Origin of the sequence: Mycobacterium sp. 20KCMC460, assembly GCF_022179425.1 — a bacterium.
Taxonomy (GTDB): Bacteria; Actinomycetota; Actinomycetes; order Mycobacteriales; family Mycobacteriaceae; genus Mycobacterium; species Mycobacterium kiyosense.
The window spans coordinates 3,585,305-3,599,293 of record NZ_AP025524.1; the positions used below are offsets into that span (position 1 = coordinate 3,585,305).

Consider the following 13,989-nt stretch of genomic DNA (forward strand, 5'->3'; position numbering starts at 1 on the left):
GGCGGTTCGCGCGGCATAATCGTGCTGCGCGAGGACATGGTGTGCCTTCCTGATGGTGCATTGATTTGCCTATCAGGAGGAGAAACCCATGGATCGCACACGCAGTATCGATGCCGGTGATCGCCCGGCGTGGATCGATGACTTGCTCATCGAGTACGAGCAGTGGCTGGACCGTCAGCGGGGTTTGGCGCCAGTGACGGTGAGCAACTACAGCAAGGCGGTTGCGCAGTTCCTCGGGATGTTGGCTCAGCCCGCTGAGGTCTCGGTGTGCCTTCTGGATGCCGGCATGGTCACTGAGTTCATGGTCGAGTTCTGCAGTGACCGCAATACGAATTCGGCGAAGTCGATGGCGCGGTCGGTGCGTTCCTTCCTGCGATTCGCCCACGCGACCGGCCGCATATCGGCCGATCTGTCGGGGGCGGTTCCAGTGTCGGCGGCCTGGCATTTGGCGTCGCTTCCCAAGGCAGTACCGGCTGCAGATCTTGAGCATCTCCTGGGTGTCGCGTCGCGTCACTGCTGGACTGCTACCAATCGGCGCGATTACGCAATCTTGCTGTTGTTGGCCCGACTCGGGCTCCGCAGAGGCGAGATCGCCGCTCTTGGTCTCGACGATATCGATTGGCGGGCAGGAGAACTGACCATCGTCGGCAAAGGCAACCACGTGGAGCGTTTGCCTCTGCCATCGGAACCCGGTGAGGCGATCGCGGCGTGGCTGGTCGACGGCAGGCCGGCCTGCGCGACGCGATCGGTGTTCACTACCGTCAAGCCCGCAGGGCGTCCGATATCGACCGCAGTGATCGCTCACCTGGTGGCCGCGGCGTGCCGAGACGCTGGGCTGGAGCGCATCAACGCGCACCGTTTTCGTCACACGCTGGCCACGCAGATGCTGCGCTGTGGGGCCTCACTGCCGGAGGTGAGTCAGGTGCTGCGCCACCGCAGCGCGCGCTCCACCGCCATCTACGCCAAGGTCGATGACGTCGCATTGCGGCCCTTGGCCCGGCCCTGGCCGACGATCACCGCGAAGACAGATCCCGATGCCGGTCAAGGCATGGCGCGCCCATGGCCGGGGGCACGGTCATGAAGACATTGCGCGAGAACGTCACTGACTACCTAGCGACCCGCCGGGCGCTGGGATTCAAACTCGAAGGCCTGAGCAAGCTGCTGTGGAGTTTCGTCGAGTTCTGCGAGCAACGTGGAGCCACCCGGGTCCACAACGACCTCGCAGTCCAATGGGCCACCACCCCGATCAAGGTCCCGGTCAGCGACGCGTTGATAGCTCGCCGACTGGACGCGGTGCGGATCTTCGCCCGATACCAGCATGCGTTGGATCCGCTCACCCAGATCCCAGCCGAAGAGCACCGGCCGCGACGCTACCGGCCCAAGCCGCCAAATATTCTCAGCCAGAACGATATCTGCGCGCTGCTGGCCGCGACAGGCATCCTGGAGCCAGCGTTCAAGGCGCTGACGTGGCGAACAATGATCGGGCTGCTGGCCGCCACCGGGCTACGCCCGGGCGAAGCGTGTCGGCTGGCCGTCAGCGACGTCAACCTGGCCGGCGGAGTGATTCAAGTGCTGGAGACGAAGTTCGGCAAGTCCCGGCTGGTGTTCATCCACCCGAGCACCGCCACCGTGATCGCCGACTACCTACAGGCCCGCCAAGCATGGGTCGGGCCGGCACACACAGCAGCGCAACGGTTTTCCTCAACACCCGGCGCGCACCGATATCTCCGGACCGGCTCAATGCCACCTTCCGTGAGATCGTCGCGGCCGCCGGGTTGGCCACCGCGCCGGGGCACCGGCCAGTCCGCCTGCACGATCTGCGCCACACCTTCGCGGTGACCACGATGATCCACTGGTACCGCGACGGCCACGACGTTCAAGCGCGACTGCCACTGCTGTCAACCTGGCTCGGCCACGTCGATCCCGCCTCGACCTACTGGTATCTGCAGGCAGTGCCCGAACTGCTCACCCTTGCCGCCGACCGCCTCGACAACGCCGCCCAAACCTCTGCCGCAAAGCCGGCGCCATGACCACCCCGACGCTGAGTTCGCTGCTGCAAGGGTTCTTCATCGACCGGCTGATGCGCCACCTGCAGGCCAGTCCACAGACCATCGCGGCCTACCGGGACACCTTCAAACTCCTGCTGACCTTCACCGCCGGCCAGACCAAGCGATCTCCGGCGCAAGCTCGACACTCGATGATCTCGACGCCACGATGATCGGAGCTTTCCTGAATTACCTTGACACCGAACGCCACAACAGCACCGCAACCCGCAATGCACGACTGGCCGCGATCCATTCGTTCTACCGCTATGCGCTGCCGCTGACCCCAGAATGCGCTCACACGGCCAGTCAGATCTTGGCGATCCCGCAACGCCGCCATAACCAGGCGACCGTGTCGTATCTGACCAGCACCGAGACCGATGCGCTCCTGGCCGCGCCGGACCGAACCACCTGGTACGGCCGACGCGACCACGCGCTGCTGCTCACCGCCGTCACGACCGGCCTTCGGGTCTCAGAGATCACCACGCTGAGCATCAGCGATGTCATCACCACGACACCGGGAGCCGCCGTGCACACCACCGGAAAAGGCCGAAAAGAACGCAGCACACCGCTGACCAAACCCACCACGACCGTCCTGCGCGCTTGGCTGCCAGAGGCCGGTACTGCTGCCAGCAGTCCAGCCTTTCCGACCCAACGCACGACACCGATGTCGGCAGACGCGGTTCAACGGCTCGTCACCAAACATGCTGCCGCAGCGGCCCATACATGCCCATCGATCGCCGCCAAGCGCGTCACTCCGCACACGCTGCGTCACACCGCGGCGATGGCGCTGCTGCATGCCGGCATCGACACCTCCGTCATCGCCCTGTGGCTCGGCCACCAAAGCCCGGTCACAACCCACATCTATCTGCACGCCGACATGACCGTCAAAGAACGCGCCCTGAGCCGCGTCAGCGGACCGAACACCACCCCCGGCCGCTACCGGCCAGCCGATGACCTCATCAACTTCCTCCAACACCTCTGACGACCAGCAGCACGGAGCACGATTATGCCGCGCGAACCGCCCCCGAAACCTCCGTCGACCTGCACGAGAATCGCCACGCCGGCACCGGGATCGGCATAATCACGACCTCGGGATAATTGGAATTATGCCGAGCTCGGCATAATTCCAAGGAGCGTCGTGTCGATCCTCAAATCGTTGTCGGGCTGTTGGTCGACCGCAGCGGATTCCCTTTGGAGATCGGCTGTTTCGAGGGAAACACCGCCGAGACCACCACGCTGATCCCGGTCGTTACCGCGTTCGCCGCCCGCCATGATCTCGGTGACACGCCGATGGTGATCGCCGCTGATGCCGGCATGCTGTCGGCGTCGAACCTGGCCGCGTTGGATGAGGCCGGGCTGGGGTTCATCGTCGGATCGCGGATGACCAGAAGCGCCCGGCGATCTGGAGTCGCATTTCCATTGGCATGGCGACGTTTTCACTGACGGGCAGATCATCGACACTGTCAGCCCTCGGCACGCCAACAGCACCGTCAACGATGTGACGCACCGCGCTGAGCCAGTCTGGGATCCCGACGAACACACCAACGCCTGGCGGGCGATCTGGTCGTACTCGGCCAAACGGGCACGCCGCGACCAGAAGACCCTCTACGCCCAAGAATCTCGTGCGCGGGCGGTGATCAACGGTGACCGTGTCGCCAAATCCACTCGCTTCGTTAAGACCGCTGCCGGAGACCGCGTGCTCGATGAGGCTGCCCTGGCCCGCGCGCAATCGCTGGTCGGCCTCAAGGGATACGTCACCAACGTCCCCACCACGGTCATGCCCGCGGGAGAAGTGATCGCCCACTACCACGAGTTGTGGCGAGTGGAACGGTCATTTCGCATGTCCAAGAGCGACCTTCGCGCCCGACCGATGTTCCACCGCACCCGCGACGCCATCGAAGCCCACCTCACGATCGTCGTCACCGCCCTGGCCGTGGCCCACAACATCCAGGAACGCACCGGCCTGGCCATCGCCAACGTCATCAAGCAGCTGCGGCCCCTTCGCTCAGCAACCATCGCCATCAACGGGACCACCGAGACATTCCCACCCGAGGTCCCCGAGCCCCAGCGACAAATTCTGGCCAGCCTCAACATCCCCCAACCGGGGCACTAAGCAAAATGTCCTAACTCAGGTGGGCGCATGGTTGCACCCAATCCCGCAGTACCATCCGCCTGCGCCACCGACGTACACGAGTCAGCAGATTGCGGACGCGAAAGCGAAAGTGTGCGCTGCATACGGGAAAGTGCATGCTGCCTTTGCAGCAGTAAACGCCCACGACGGCGGCTTCGATCCTACCGCTAGCCTTGCAGTCGCCACCAGTTCGCGACAAGCTCTCGAAGTCGGTGGACAATACCTCCTCTCAACGCTTGCTAAAGAACCTGCCACTCCGCCTGATCTGGCGACGGCGGCACGCGGATTGGCTGACGATTATCAAGAGCTAGTGATCAGCTACTTAGCGGATGCCCGCGATTCGGACGTTGACACGCTGCGACGTTCAGTCGACAAACTTTCATCGCAAATTGATGGGTTGTGTAAGTGACGAGTTTTCCACCAGGTGAATGGTCCTTGATCCTCGTTGGCGATCAATGGCCGAGTGATCACGAAATAACCGTTGTCCAACAGGCAAGAAATAACCGTAAAGCTTGTAGAAATTCATTTCTGCAGTTCGCAGATGCGTTGAGTAGTGCACAGAAGCAATTTTTGGCTGAGCAGCGTGGGATAACTGTCGATGATCTTCGTCATAAATTTCGCGACGGAGAAAAGCGGGCTCGTCATACTGGAGAGAAGAACGCCGTGAAGGAGTCGGCGTATGATATCGCGCAGAACAGCGTGCAATGTCTTCGAGAAGCGTTAGCCGCTTTAGCCGAACAGGGTAACAGCGAAATTAAGACCATTCAAGAATCGAAAGAACCTGACGCCGCAAAGCTAGCACAAATTGTCCCAGTTATTCACCGGATGCGATCGTTAGATTCGTTGCTCAACTGGCCGATTCGGCACCGACCAGCAAAGCGTGACTGGCGGATTTGCGGATCAAAGATACGATCCACACGTGTCGACTCAGCCTGCTCCGCAGCCTCCGCCTATGCCCTGGCCTCCGGTTGGGCCTTCGCCGCGCCGGCCGTCGCGATTGCTCCCGCTTGCGTCGCTGGGACTCGCTCTCGTAGCGATCGGCGTCGCCGTGGGCGCATGGTTGCGCCCAATCCCGCAGTACCATCCGCCTACACCGCCGACGTACACGAGTCAGCAGATTGCGGACGCGAAAGCAAAGGTGTGCGCTGCATACGGGAGCGTCCATAGTGCAATCGAGGCGAGTGCTTCTCGCGACGTAGGCACTGATCCCACTTCTAAACTAGCGTTTGCTATTAATGGGCGGCAAGCATTATTGGCCGGCAGTCAGTATCTCAGAACGGTTCTGGGCTCGGAACCAGCCACTCCTAGTGGCCTCGCGGCAAAAATATCAAAGATTACTGATATCTACCAGGAATTAACCATCGATTATTTGAATGGCAAGACTGAGGTCCAGATGCAATCCATTACTCAGGTCGGAAATGAAACAGCATCCAATATCGAAAGCCTGTGCAAATGATGGATGTTCCACTCGCAGGGTTAACGCGTGCGGGGCTGCGGGCGGGCCAGCAGCGGGCGGCGGGCGGTCGGCAAACTTTCAACCCGCCCTTAGATTCCTTGCTCAACTGGCAGATTCGGCACCGACGAGCAAAGGGTGACTGGCGGATGCGCGGATCAAAGATACGATCCACGCGTGTCGACTCTGCCTCCACCGCAGCCCTCGCCTATGCCCTGGCCTCCGGTTGGACCACCGCCGCGCCGGCCGTCGCGATTGCTCCCGCTTGCGTCACTGGGACTCGCTCTCGTAGCGATCGGCGTCGCCGTGGGCGCATGGTTGCGCCCGATCCCGCAGTACCATCCGCCTGCGCCACCGACGTACACGAGTCAGCAGATTGCGGACGCGAAAGCGAAGGTGTGCGCTGCATACGGTAAGGCAGACCACGCCGTGATGGCTAATACCGGGAGAAACGGGGACGACGACCCAGCCACGCAACTCGGGTTGGCCGCAAATGCGCGGATTGCACTTTTTGACAGTGGACAGTATTTGTTGAAAATCCTGGGGCAAGAGCCGGCGACACCGCATGACCTCGCCGAGGAAACACGAACGCTTGCCGACCACTATCAGCAATTGGCGTTGCAGTATATGTCCGAGGCTAACGATCCTGAACTTACGTCAACACGTAAAGAAGTCGATAGGTCTGCATCCAGACTCAGTGAGATGTGCAAGTGACCTTCCCACCAGGTAAATGGTCACGATTGCTCAACGGCGATCAGCGCCCTGATGATTAAGATCTAGAAGTAATGTCCCAATGTAAGGTTAACCGCGGCTAATACACGCGAAGCATTTACACATTTTTTTCGGATGTTCTAAAAACAGCACAAGACATTCCATTAGCAGAACAGCGAGGACTTACTGCAGACGATCTACGCAGATCGGTTAATAAGGGAGAGATACGCGCGGGACGTGGCGAGCAGGAATGCAGCCAAAGAACGATTTTATGGTACTGCGCATGAAAGTATCGTTGCTTTACGACAAGACTTGACTGCCCTTGCGGCAGAAGGAAACCAAGAAAATTGAAGCGTGCGGAGGCGACGGCGACTCGCAGGGTTAACGCATGCGGCGGGCTGCGGGCGGGCCGGTAGCGGGCGGCGGGCGGTCGGCAAACTTTCAACCCGCCCTTAGATTCCTTGCTCAACTGGCAGATTCAGCACCGACCAGCAAAGAGTGACTGGCGGATGCGCGGATCAAAGATACGATCCACGCGTGTCGACTCTGCCTCCACCGCAGCCCTCGCCTATGCCCTGGCCTCCGGTTGGGCCTTCGCCGCGCCGGCCGTCGCGATTGCTCCCGCTTGCGTCGCTGGGACTCGCTCTCGTAGCGATCGGCGTCGCCGTGGGCGCATGGTTGCGCCCGATCCCGCAGTACCATCCGCCTGCGCCACCGACGTACACGAGTCAGCAGATTGCGGACGCGAAAGCGAAGGTGTGCGCTGCGTACGGAAGCGTCCATAGTGCAGTAGGAATTAACATGGCCCGGGATCTGGGGCCAGACCCGACGGCTGAGTTGACCGTGGCGGTCGGTGCACGACAATCGCTAATCGCGGGCAGTCAGTACCTTCTTACTACACTTGCCGACGAACCGGCTGTGGCACCAGACCTAGCATCAGCGATTCACAAGCTTGCAGTTCTGTTCCAGGGTTATGCCATGAATTATCTCAATGGTCAGACAAATGCCGAAATGGCGTCGAGTTTAAGAGATGGAGATGAAACTACATCGGTAATTGAGAAATTGTGCCAATGACTGAGTTTCCCCCAGGTAGGTGGTCGTATTTAATTATCGGAGACCAATGGCCCACCGATCAGGATCTTACAGCACTCAATATCGGAAGGAATAACCGCGAAGCGCTAGAATCTAGCTTCACTCACTTTGTCACTCTCCTACGCGCCGCTCAGACAGGACCGTTTAGTAATCAACGCGGTTTAACCGCCGAAGATCTTCGCAACGCTTTTCGCCACGGAGAAAAAGCTGTTCAGCGAGTCGCAGAAAAGAACACCATTAAAGCGTCCGCATATCGCATGGCCTACGACAGCGTGTTGAGCCTTCAGCATGATCTCACGAAACAATTGCGACGGAAGCTAGAGCGTCGCAGGTGGGCGCTTTCTGCGCGGTCCGGTGTGGAGGGGGAGTTCATCTGCGCCGGGTGCGGCAGTAACAGTTGAAAGGGTGCTATGAGCGGCGGGGACGGCGATCAGCTGAGGATCATCCTCGACCAGCTTTCGCAGCTGCTCGGGGTCCCGGCGCCGCCGATGATCACGTCTGACCAGCTGGCAACGGGCAGCTCGGCGATAAGCCAGTTACTCCGGGCGTTGGGTGCGGCGGCCAACGCTGGCGATGCCGCCGACAACGGCGAGGCCCAGGCCGGGCACGCCGAGCGCGAAGCGAAAACCAATGAGGCGCTGGCCAAGTTCCCCGCCAACGAAGAGCAGGCAGCCACGCGATTGGCCGGTGTGGCGACACGACGGATTGTGCTGCCGGATAAGAAGCGTGCGGACGGCGACGGCGACTCGTAGCCGTTCCGTGCGCGGCGGGTTAGTGGCGCAAATTATGTTCAGTCCGAAACTGCTGTTTGACATGCAATTCTGAGTATGTCAGCAAAGGGCGACTGGCGAATTTGCGGATCAACGATACGATCCACCCGTGTCGACTCAGCCTGCTCCGCAGCCCTCGCCTACACCCTGGCCACCGGTTGGACCGCCGCGCCGGTCGTCGCAATTGCCAGCACTTGCGTCACTGGGACTCGCTCTCGTAGCGATCGGCGTCGCCGTGGGCGCATGGTTGCGCCCGATCCCCCAGTACCATCCGCCTGCGCCACCGACGTACACGAGTCAGCAGATTGCGGACGCGAAAGCGAAGGTGTGCGCTGCATACGGCATGGTAAGTAGAGCAATTGCAGCTACGAGTTCACGCGACAAGGGCTCCGACTATACGACGCAGCTTGCCTCAGCTGTAAACGCTCGTCAGGCGCTCCTCGCGGGCAGCAGTTATCTTTCAACAACTCTCGAAAATGAGCCAGCAACTCCGCCGGACCTCGTGAGGGAGGTTCACAAGCTTTCGAACGCGTACCAACAACTTGCGATCAAACTTCTGGGCGACTCTCCTGAGGCTGATATAAATTCCTCCGTGCATTCCGGTGACGAAGCAACAACGACCGTCGAAGGTCTCTGCAAATGAGGAGATTCGGCTACAGTGACTGATTTACCTCCTGGCGAATGGACAGCAATCCTTGTCGGCGACCAATGGCCAGACTCCGGAGATGTCGCAGCACTCGCGGACGCAGGCCTCCATCGCACGAACACGGAAGCGGCGTTTCATCTTTTTGCTGACCAGTTGCGTAATGCACAGCGGGGCCCGCTCGCGCCTCAACATGGGCTAACGGCTGACGATCTCCGTGAAAAATTTCGCTTCGGTGAACATCTCGCGCAGTATGTTTCGGAAAAGAATGGTACTAAACAAAGGGCATACGCTACCGCTCTTGAGAGCATTGAAACTCTTCGACAAGAGCTTACCGCTCTAGCCGCCGAGGGCAATCAGGAGATTAAAGCCATCCAGAACTCGAAAGCCGATTCCTCTACGAAACAAACTCAGATTATCGCCGCGATACATCGATATCGAGCGCTGGCAAACCTCGCTGCGGCAAAGGCCGGTGCTAGCATCTTAGATGCGATTCAGCGAATTCTCGACGGAGAAGGGCGCGGTCAATCCGCGCGCGATTATGCGCGAACACAGGGCGCGAATCTCGAGGAAATGTTCCGCCAACCGGATGACGAGTCAGAACTGAACGCGCGAGTACACGCCGCGCTCAATAATCCCACATCACCGTTGGGCCAGCTCTCGAATTTTAAGAACCCTTCGGCACCTCCGTTACCACAGCAAGGAAGCACTGACCGGCTCGCGGCAACCGCCGGAGTAGGCACTTCACCGCACGGCAGTCACGCTCGTCCATACAATTCATTGCCGACAAATTCGCACCCATCCATGGCCGCTAGTGCGACGGCTGCGGCAAACCCTTCAGGACAGGGACCACAAACCCAAGCTGTCGCAAGTCACCCGTTCCAAGGTCGGGCGCCATCCGTAACTCCACCACCGACCAATTCCATGGTGCCGACTGCTCCGACAGTCTCCATGCCTAAGCCGCCAAGTTCGCCGTTACAGGAGCTGCCAACAAGTGTCGCCATACCACCGCAACTCACCCCATCCGAACTAGCACAGAGCTTCAACCGAGGCCTCGAGTCCGGCGCACCTTTCTCCGCCGCCGCCCCCTCGCTGCCGCACGCCGCGACCACCTCGACCGAACCGCAGATCGCCCACCCGATACCGACGACCCCAGCAGCCGTATCCACACCGCAATTGCATCTGCCGGTGACTGATTCGCCGGCACCTGTTCATCACGCGCCCGCTCCCGAGGCCACACCACCGGCCCCGCAGACTGTCGCCGCTGCACCGCCGCCTATCGCGCCCGCCGTCGCACCGCCGGCAGTCGGCTCGCTTCCGTCATACGGCGCGGATCTGCGGCCCCCGATTTCGACAACCTTGACTCCTCCGGCGCCGCCAAGCCCGCCACCACCGGTACCGGGCACGCCGGCATCGGCGCCCGTCAGCCCTGCATCCGGCCAGTCCGGCACTGGGCAGCCCACCGTCGTGCGTCAGACGCCCACGTCGACTCCCCCGCCACCGTCGTCGGGAACGCACGTGGCCGCGCACGCCGTCGCCGCAACCGCCACCGGCGCCGCCGCGGGCGAGGCCTCAGCCAACGCAACCGCCAAGGCGCGCCTGCAACGCTTGGTCAACGCCGTTGCCCGCCAGCAACCTCGTCTCGCCTGGGCCGCTGGGGAACGTCCCGACGGAACCACCCTTTTGACAACGGATTTGGCTTGCGGATGGGTGCCGCCGGGCATCGATCTGCCGGCTGCGGTAAAGCTGCTGCAACCGGCCCGCCGGCGCGGCACCCTGGAATCCCTGCTCGGTGAGGTTGCCGTCACCGCCAGTTACGCACCGATCCACCAACTGCCGGATGAGGACGACATCCCAGCGACGGCGACCTCGCCGCGACCCCGATCCACCACGGAGATAAAGGAATTCGGCTGGCAGCTGACACAGGCCACCCAGTGGCGCGACGGCCTACCGCGCCTGGCGCATACGTTAGCCAAAGCAGCCTGCGCGGGCACCGGCGTGTTGGACTCCGAGATCGACCTTCTGCAAGAGCACCTGGACGCGATCAGCACCAAGGTGCTCGACAGCTACCCCGGTCGCGTCGACCGCCACGATGTCGGCAACTGGCAGCTGCTGGCAGCGCTCGATGCGCTCATCGCCGGCGACAAGACAGCCGCCAACTACCACCTCGCGTGGTTCGTGGCCTGCAAGTCCGAGCCCACGCCGGGGTAGTCCGCAACGAACAAGGGCGTCCAATGCCGGCTGACGAGCATCAGCCCAGCACTCAATCGACCGGCACCACGATCAAATCGTGCGGCCGGTTGTTGACCGAAACCGCGCCGTCGTCGGTCACCACCACAATGTCCTCGATGCGGGCACCCCACCGGCCCGGGAAATAGATACCCGGCTCAATCGAAAACGCCATCCCCGCCCTCAGAGGCAAAGAATTGCGTGCGACGATGTAGGGCTCTTCGTGCACGCTCAGTCCGATGCCGTGCCCGGTGCGGTGCACGAAATAGTCACCAAGTCCGGCTTCCGCCAACACATCTCGTGCGGCAGCGTCTACCTGCTCGGCCGTCACTCCCGGGCGGACTACGTCGAAAGCCGCGCGTTGCGCCCGCTGTAGCAGCGAATATTGTTGCGCCACTTCCGCACTCGGCTCACCAATGCTGTAGGTGCGGGTCGAATCGGAGTGATACCCGGGCTCGTAAGTGCCGCCGATGTCGACCACCACGATGTCCCCCGCCGCCAACTCGCGATCTGAATACCCGTGATGCGGGTCGGCGCCGTGCGGGCCCGATCCGACGATGATGAACGCGACATCGGAATGGCCTTCGGCGACAATTGCTTTGGAGATATCAGCGGCGACGTCGGCCTCGGTGCGGCCTGGGACCAGCATCGAAGGAACACGAGCATGCACCCGGTCGATCGCCTCACCCGCCTTAACCAGCGCGTCGATCTCCGCTTCCTCCTTGACCATTCGCAGCTCGCGTAACACGTCAGTGGCCAGCACCGGCATCACACCCAGCGCTTCGGCCAGCGGCAGCAGATGCAACGCCGGCATGGAGTCCGCCACCGCCGCGGCCGCCGCGACATCACCCAACGCGGTGGCCACCAACTCATACGGGCTCTCCCCGTCGACCCAGTCCCGCACCCGCAGCCCCAATTCCACTGCGGCCGAATCCTTCAACGATGCGAGCTCCAGCCGCGGCAACACCACCGTCGGGTCGCCGTCCGCGGGCAGCACCAGAGCCGTCAGTCGCTCAAAGGTCTCCGCGCGCGAGCCCAGCAGATATCGCAGGTCATAACCCGGAGTGATCACCAGACCGGCCAGACCGGCCCGGGCAGCCAACTCAGCGGCGGCCTCCAGCCGCCGCGCATAGACCGCAGCGTCGAATCGATGGGAGTTCATGGCAGCCAGGCTATCCGGCCCACCTGGCAGTATGGTCCGCATGCCCGCTCCCCTTGTGCTGCTGGACGGTGCCAGCATGTGGTTTCGCTCGTTCTTCGGGGTGCCGTCATCGATCAAATCTCCGGACGGACGGCCCGTCAACGCCGTTCGGGGCTTCATCGACTCGATGGCCGTGGTGATAGGCCAGCAGAAGCCGGGCCGGCTGGCGGTGTGCCTGGACCTGGACTGGCGCCCACAATTCCGGGTCGACCTCATCCCGTCGTACAAAGCGCACCGGGTCGCCGAGGAAGAACCCGCGGGCCAACCCGACATCGAGGAAGTGCCCGACGAGCTGTCGCCGCAGGTCGAGATGATCATGGAGTTACTCGACGCGTTCGGTATCCCTACCGCGGGCGCACCCGGCTTCGAGGCCGACGACGTGCTGGGCACCCTGGCCGCCGCGGAGAAAGACGATCCGGTGGTGGTGGTCAGTGGAGACCGCGACCTACTGCAGGTGGTGTCCGACGATCCCGTCCCGGTCCGGGTGCTCTACCTGGGCCGGGGTCTGGCGAAAGCGTCCTTGTTCGGGCCGAAGGAAGTGGCCGAACAGTACGGGGTGCCGGTGGATCGGGCCGGCCCCGCCTACGCCGAACTGGCGCTGCTGCGCGGCGACCCGTCCGACGGCCTGCCCGGTGTGCCGGGAGTCGGGGAGAAGACGGCGGCCACCCTACTGGGTCAGCACGGCTCGCTGGAGCAGATCCTGTCCGCGGCCGACGACCCCAAGTCCAAGATGGCCAAAGGACTGCGGGCCAAGCTGCGCGCCGCCGCCGACTACATCGAGGCCGCCGGCGCCGTGGTGCGGGTGGCCACCGACGCACCCGTCACGTTGTCGACGCCGACAGACACGCTGCCGCTGCACGCTGCGAACCCCAAGCGCACAGCGGAATTGGCCAGCCGTTACGGCGTGGGCTCCTCGATCTCGCGACTGCAGAAAGCGCTCGACGCGCTCTAGACCTACTGAGGGCGGCCGACCTCGTAGGTGCCCTTGTCGTCCTGGAACGTCACCGTGACGTGCTTGGACGCGCCGTCGATGCTGACAGTGCAGTCGAAGGTGCCGCCCTTCTTCACCTTCGGGTTGGCGCCGTTGTTGCACTTGACGTCTTTGACGTTCTTAGCGCCGTAACCGTTGGTTTCGTCGGTCAGGATCTGCTGCACACCGGAGTTGGCCTTGCTGACGTCCAGCTCGGTGGTGATGAAAAACCCGGGCACGACGAAGCCGAGTATCCCGATGACGACGAGGAACAGCGCCGCGATCCCGCCGACCACACCGAAAATGAACCCTTTGGAGCGCTTGCGGCCCGCCCCGGGCTGGACGTACGGCGCCTGCCCCGGGTATTGCCCCGGCTGGCCGTACTGGCCGGGCTGACCCGGCTGACCGTACTGGGGGGTCTGGCCGTACTGCTGGGCCGGCTGGCCGTACTGCGGCGTCTGACCGTACTGCGGGGCCGCGCCGTACTGGGTGGCTGCCGAGTTGGGGTCGTAACCGGGCTGGGAGTACTGCGGATAGGCGGTCTCAGCCTGCTGTTGGTAACCCGGGTACTCCGCGGCCGGATATGACTGCGCATGCCAGGTCGCGTCCTGACCGCCCGGCTGCTGCTGCCAGGGCGACCCGGCCATCGTCGGGTCCGAGGAACCCTGGCCTGGCTGCTGCCACCTGGGGTCCGGTCCACTCATCGTTGCTCCTCAGTCCAATCTTGCGCGGCACAGTCCGGAT

The 13,989-nt window shown here is 62.4% G+C and carries 12 protein-coding genes and 1 pseudogene; 11 read left to right on the forward strand and 2 right to left on the reverse strand.

All coding sequences use genetic code 11. The features are described from left to right. Positions 1-88 precede the first annotated feature (88 nt). From MKCMC460_RS16595 to MKCMC460_RS16635, 10 genes and pseudogenes are all read left to right on the forward strand, one after another. On the forward strand, positions 89-1,081 hold the full coding sequence (locus MKCMC460_RS16595) for a tyrosine-type recombinase/integrase (protein WP_238304578.1): 993 nt from the start codon (positions 89-91) through the stop codon (positions 1,079-1,081). Next, positions 1,078-1,839 carry a site-specific integrase gene (locus MKCMC460_RS16600; protein WP_255735118.1) on the forward strand — a complete coding sequence of 254 codons (762 nt, stop codon included), beginning with the start codon at positions 1,078-1,080 and terminating at the stop codon, positions 1,837-1,839. The genes MKCMC460_RS16595 and MKCMC460_RS16600 overlap by 4 nt, the downstream gene beginning before the upstream one ends. Beyond that, the gene (locus MKCMC460_RS31410; RefSeq protein ID WP_255735950.1) at positions 1,722-2,030 is read left to right on the forward strand and encodes a hypothetical protein; all 309 of its coding nucleotides are present in this window, start codon (positions 1,722-1,724) and stop codon (positions 2,028-2,030) included. Before MKCMC460_RS16600 ends, MKCMC460_RS31410 begins: the two co-directional genes overlap by 118 nt. After that, complete coding sequence (locus MKCMC460_RS16605; RefSeq protein WP_238304579.1) at positions 2,027-2,218, forward strand: hypothetical protein; 192 nt, start codon at positions 2,027-2,029, stop codon at positions 2,216-2,218. Before MKCMC460_RS31410 ends, MKCMC460_RS16605 begins: the two co-directional genes overlap by 4 nt. Beyond that, the gene (locus tag MKCMC460_RS16610; RefSeq protein WP_238304581.1) at positions 2,215-3,027 is read left to right on the forward strand and encodes a tyrosine-type recombinase/integrase; all 813 of its coding nucleotides are present in this window, start codon (positions 2,215-2,217) and stop codon (positions 3,025-3,027) included. The genes MKCMC460_RS16605 and MKCMC460_RS16610 overlap by 4 nt, the downstream gene beginning before the upstream one ends. A 143-nt stretch (positions 3,028-3,170) precedes the next feature. Continuing rightward, positions 3,171-4,158 (forward strand): annotated as a pseudogene (locus MKCMC460_RS16615) (IS1634 family transposase); the annotation flags it as partial. Between the two features lie 19 nt (positions 4,159-4,177). Beyond that, entirely contained in the window at positions 4,178-4,585 is a 408-nt protein-coding gene (locus MKCMC460_RS16620; protein WP_236983115.1) for a hypothetical protein, read from the forward strand. Between the two features lie 2,556 nt (positions 4,586-7,141). Next, on the forward strand, positions 7,142-7,414 hold the full coding sequence (locus MKCMC460_RS16625; protein WP_236983113.1) for a hypothetical protein: 273 nt from the start codon (positions 7,142-7,144) through the stop codon (positions 7,412-7,414). Between the two features lie 428 nt (positions 7,415-7,842). Continuing rightward, the gene (locus tag MKCMC460_RS16630; RefSeq protein ID WP_236983112.1) at positions 7,843-8,184 is read left to right on the forward strand and encodes a hypothetical protein; all 342 of its coding nucleotides are present in this window, start codon (positions 7,843-7,845) and stop codon (positions 8,182-8,184) included. Positions 8,185-10,312: 2,128 nt separating this feature from the next. Next, a complete protein-coding gene (locus MKCMC460_RS16635) occupies positions 10,313-11,056 on the forward strand; it encodes a DUF5631 domain-containing protein (RefSeq protein WP_236983109.1) in 744 nt (247 codons plus the stop codon). Positions 11,057-11,108: 52 nt separating this feature from the next. Here MKCMC460_RS16635 and MKCMC460_RS16640 read toward each other — a convergent pair whose 3' ends face one another. After that, positions 11,109-12,236 carry a Xaa-Pro peptidase family protein gene (locus MKCMC460_RS16640; protein ID WP_236983107.1) on the reverse strand — a complete coding sequence of 376 codons (1,128 nt, stop codon included), beginning with the start codon at positions 12,234-12,236 and terminating at the stop codon, positions 11,109-11,111. A 40-nt stretch (positions 12,237-12,276) separates the two neighbouring features. On the opposite strand from MKCMC460_RS16640, the gene MKCMC460_RS16645 reads away from it, so the two are divergent. Further along, a complete protein-coding gene (locus MKCMC460_RS16645; protein WP_236983105.1) occupies positions 12,277-13,227 on the forward strand; it encodes a 5'-3' exonuclease in 951 nt (316 codons plus the stop codon). A gap of 2 nt (positions 13,228-13,229) precedes the next feature. Here MKCMC460_RS16645 and MKCMC460_RS16650 read toward each other — a convergent pair whose 3' ends face one another. Continuing rightward, complete coding sequence (locus MKCMC460_RS16650; RefSeq protein ID WP_236983103.1) at positions 13,230-13,949, reverse strand: DUF4333 domain-containing protein; 720 nt, start codon at positions 13,947-13,949, stop codon at positions 13,230-13,232. Between the last annotated feature and the right edge of the window lie 40 nt (positions 13,950-13,989).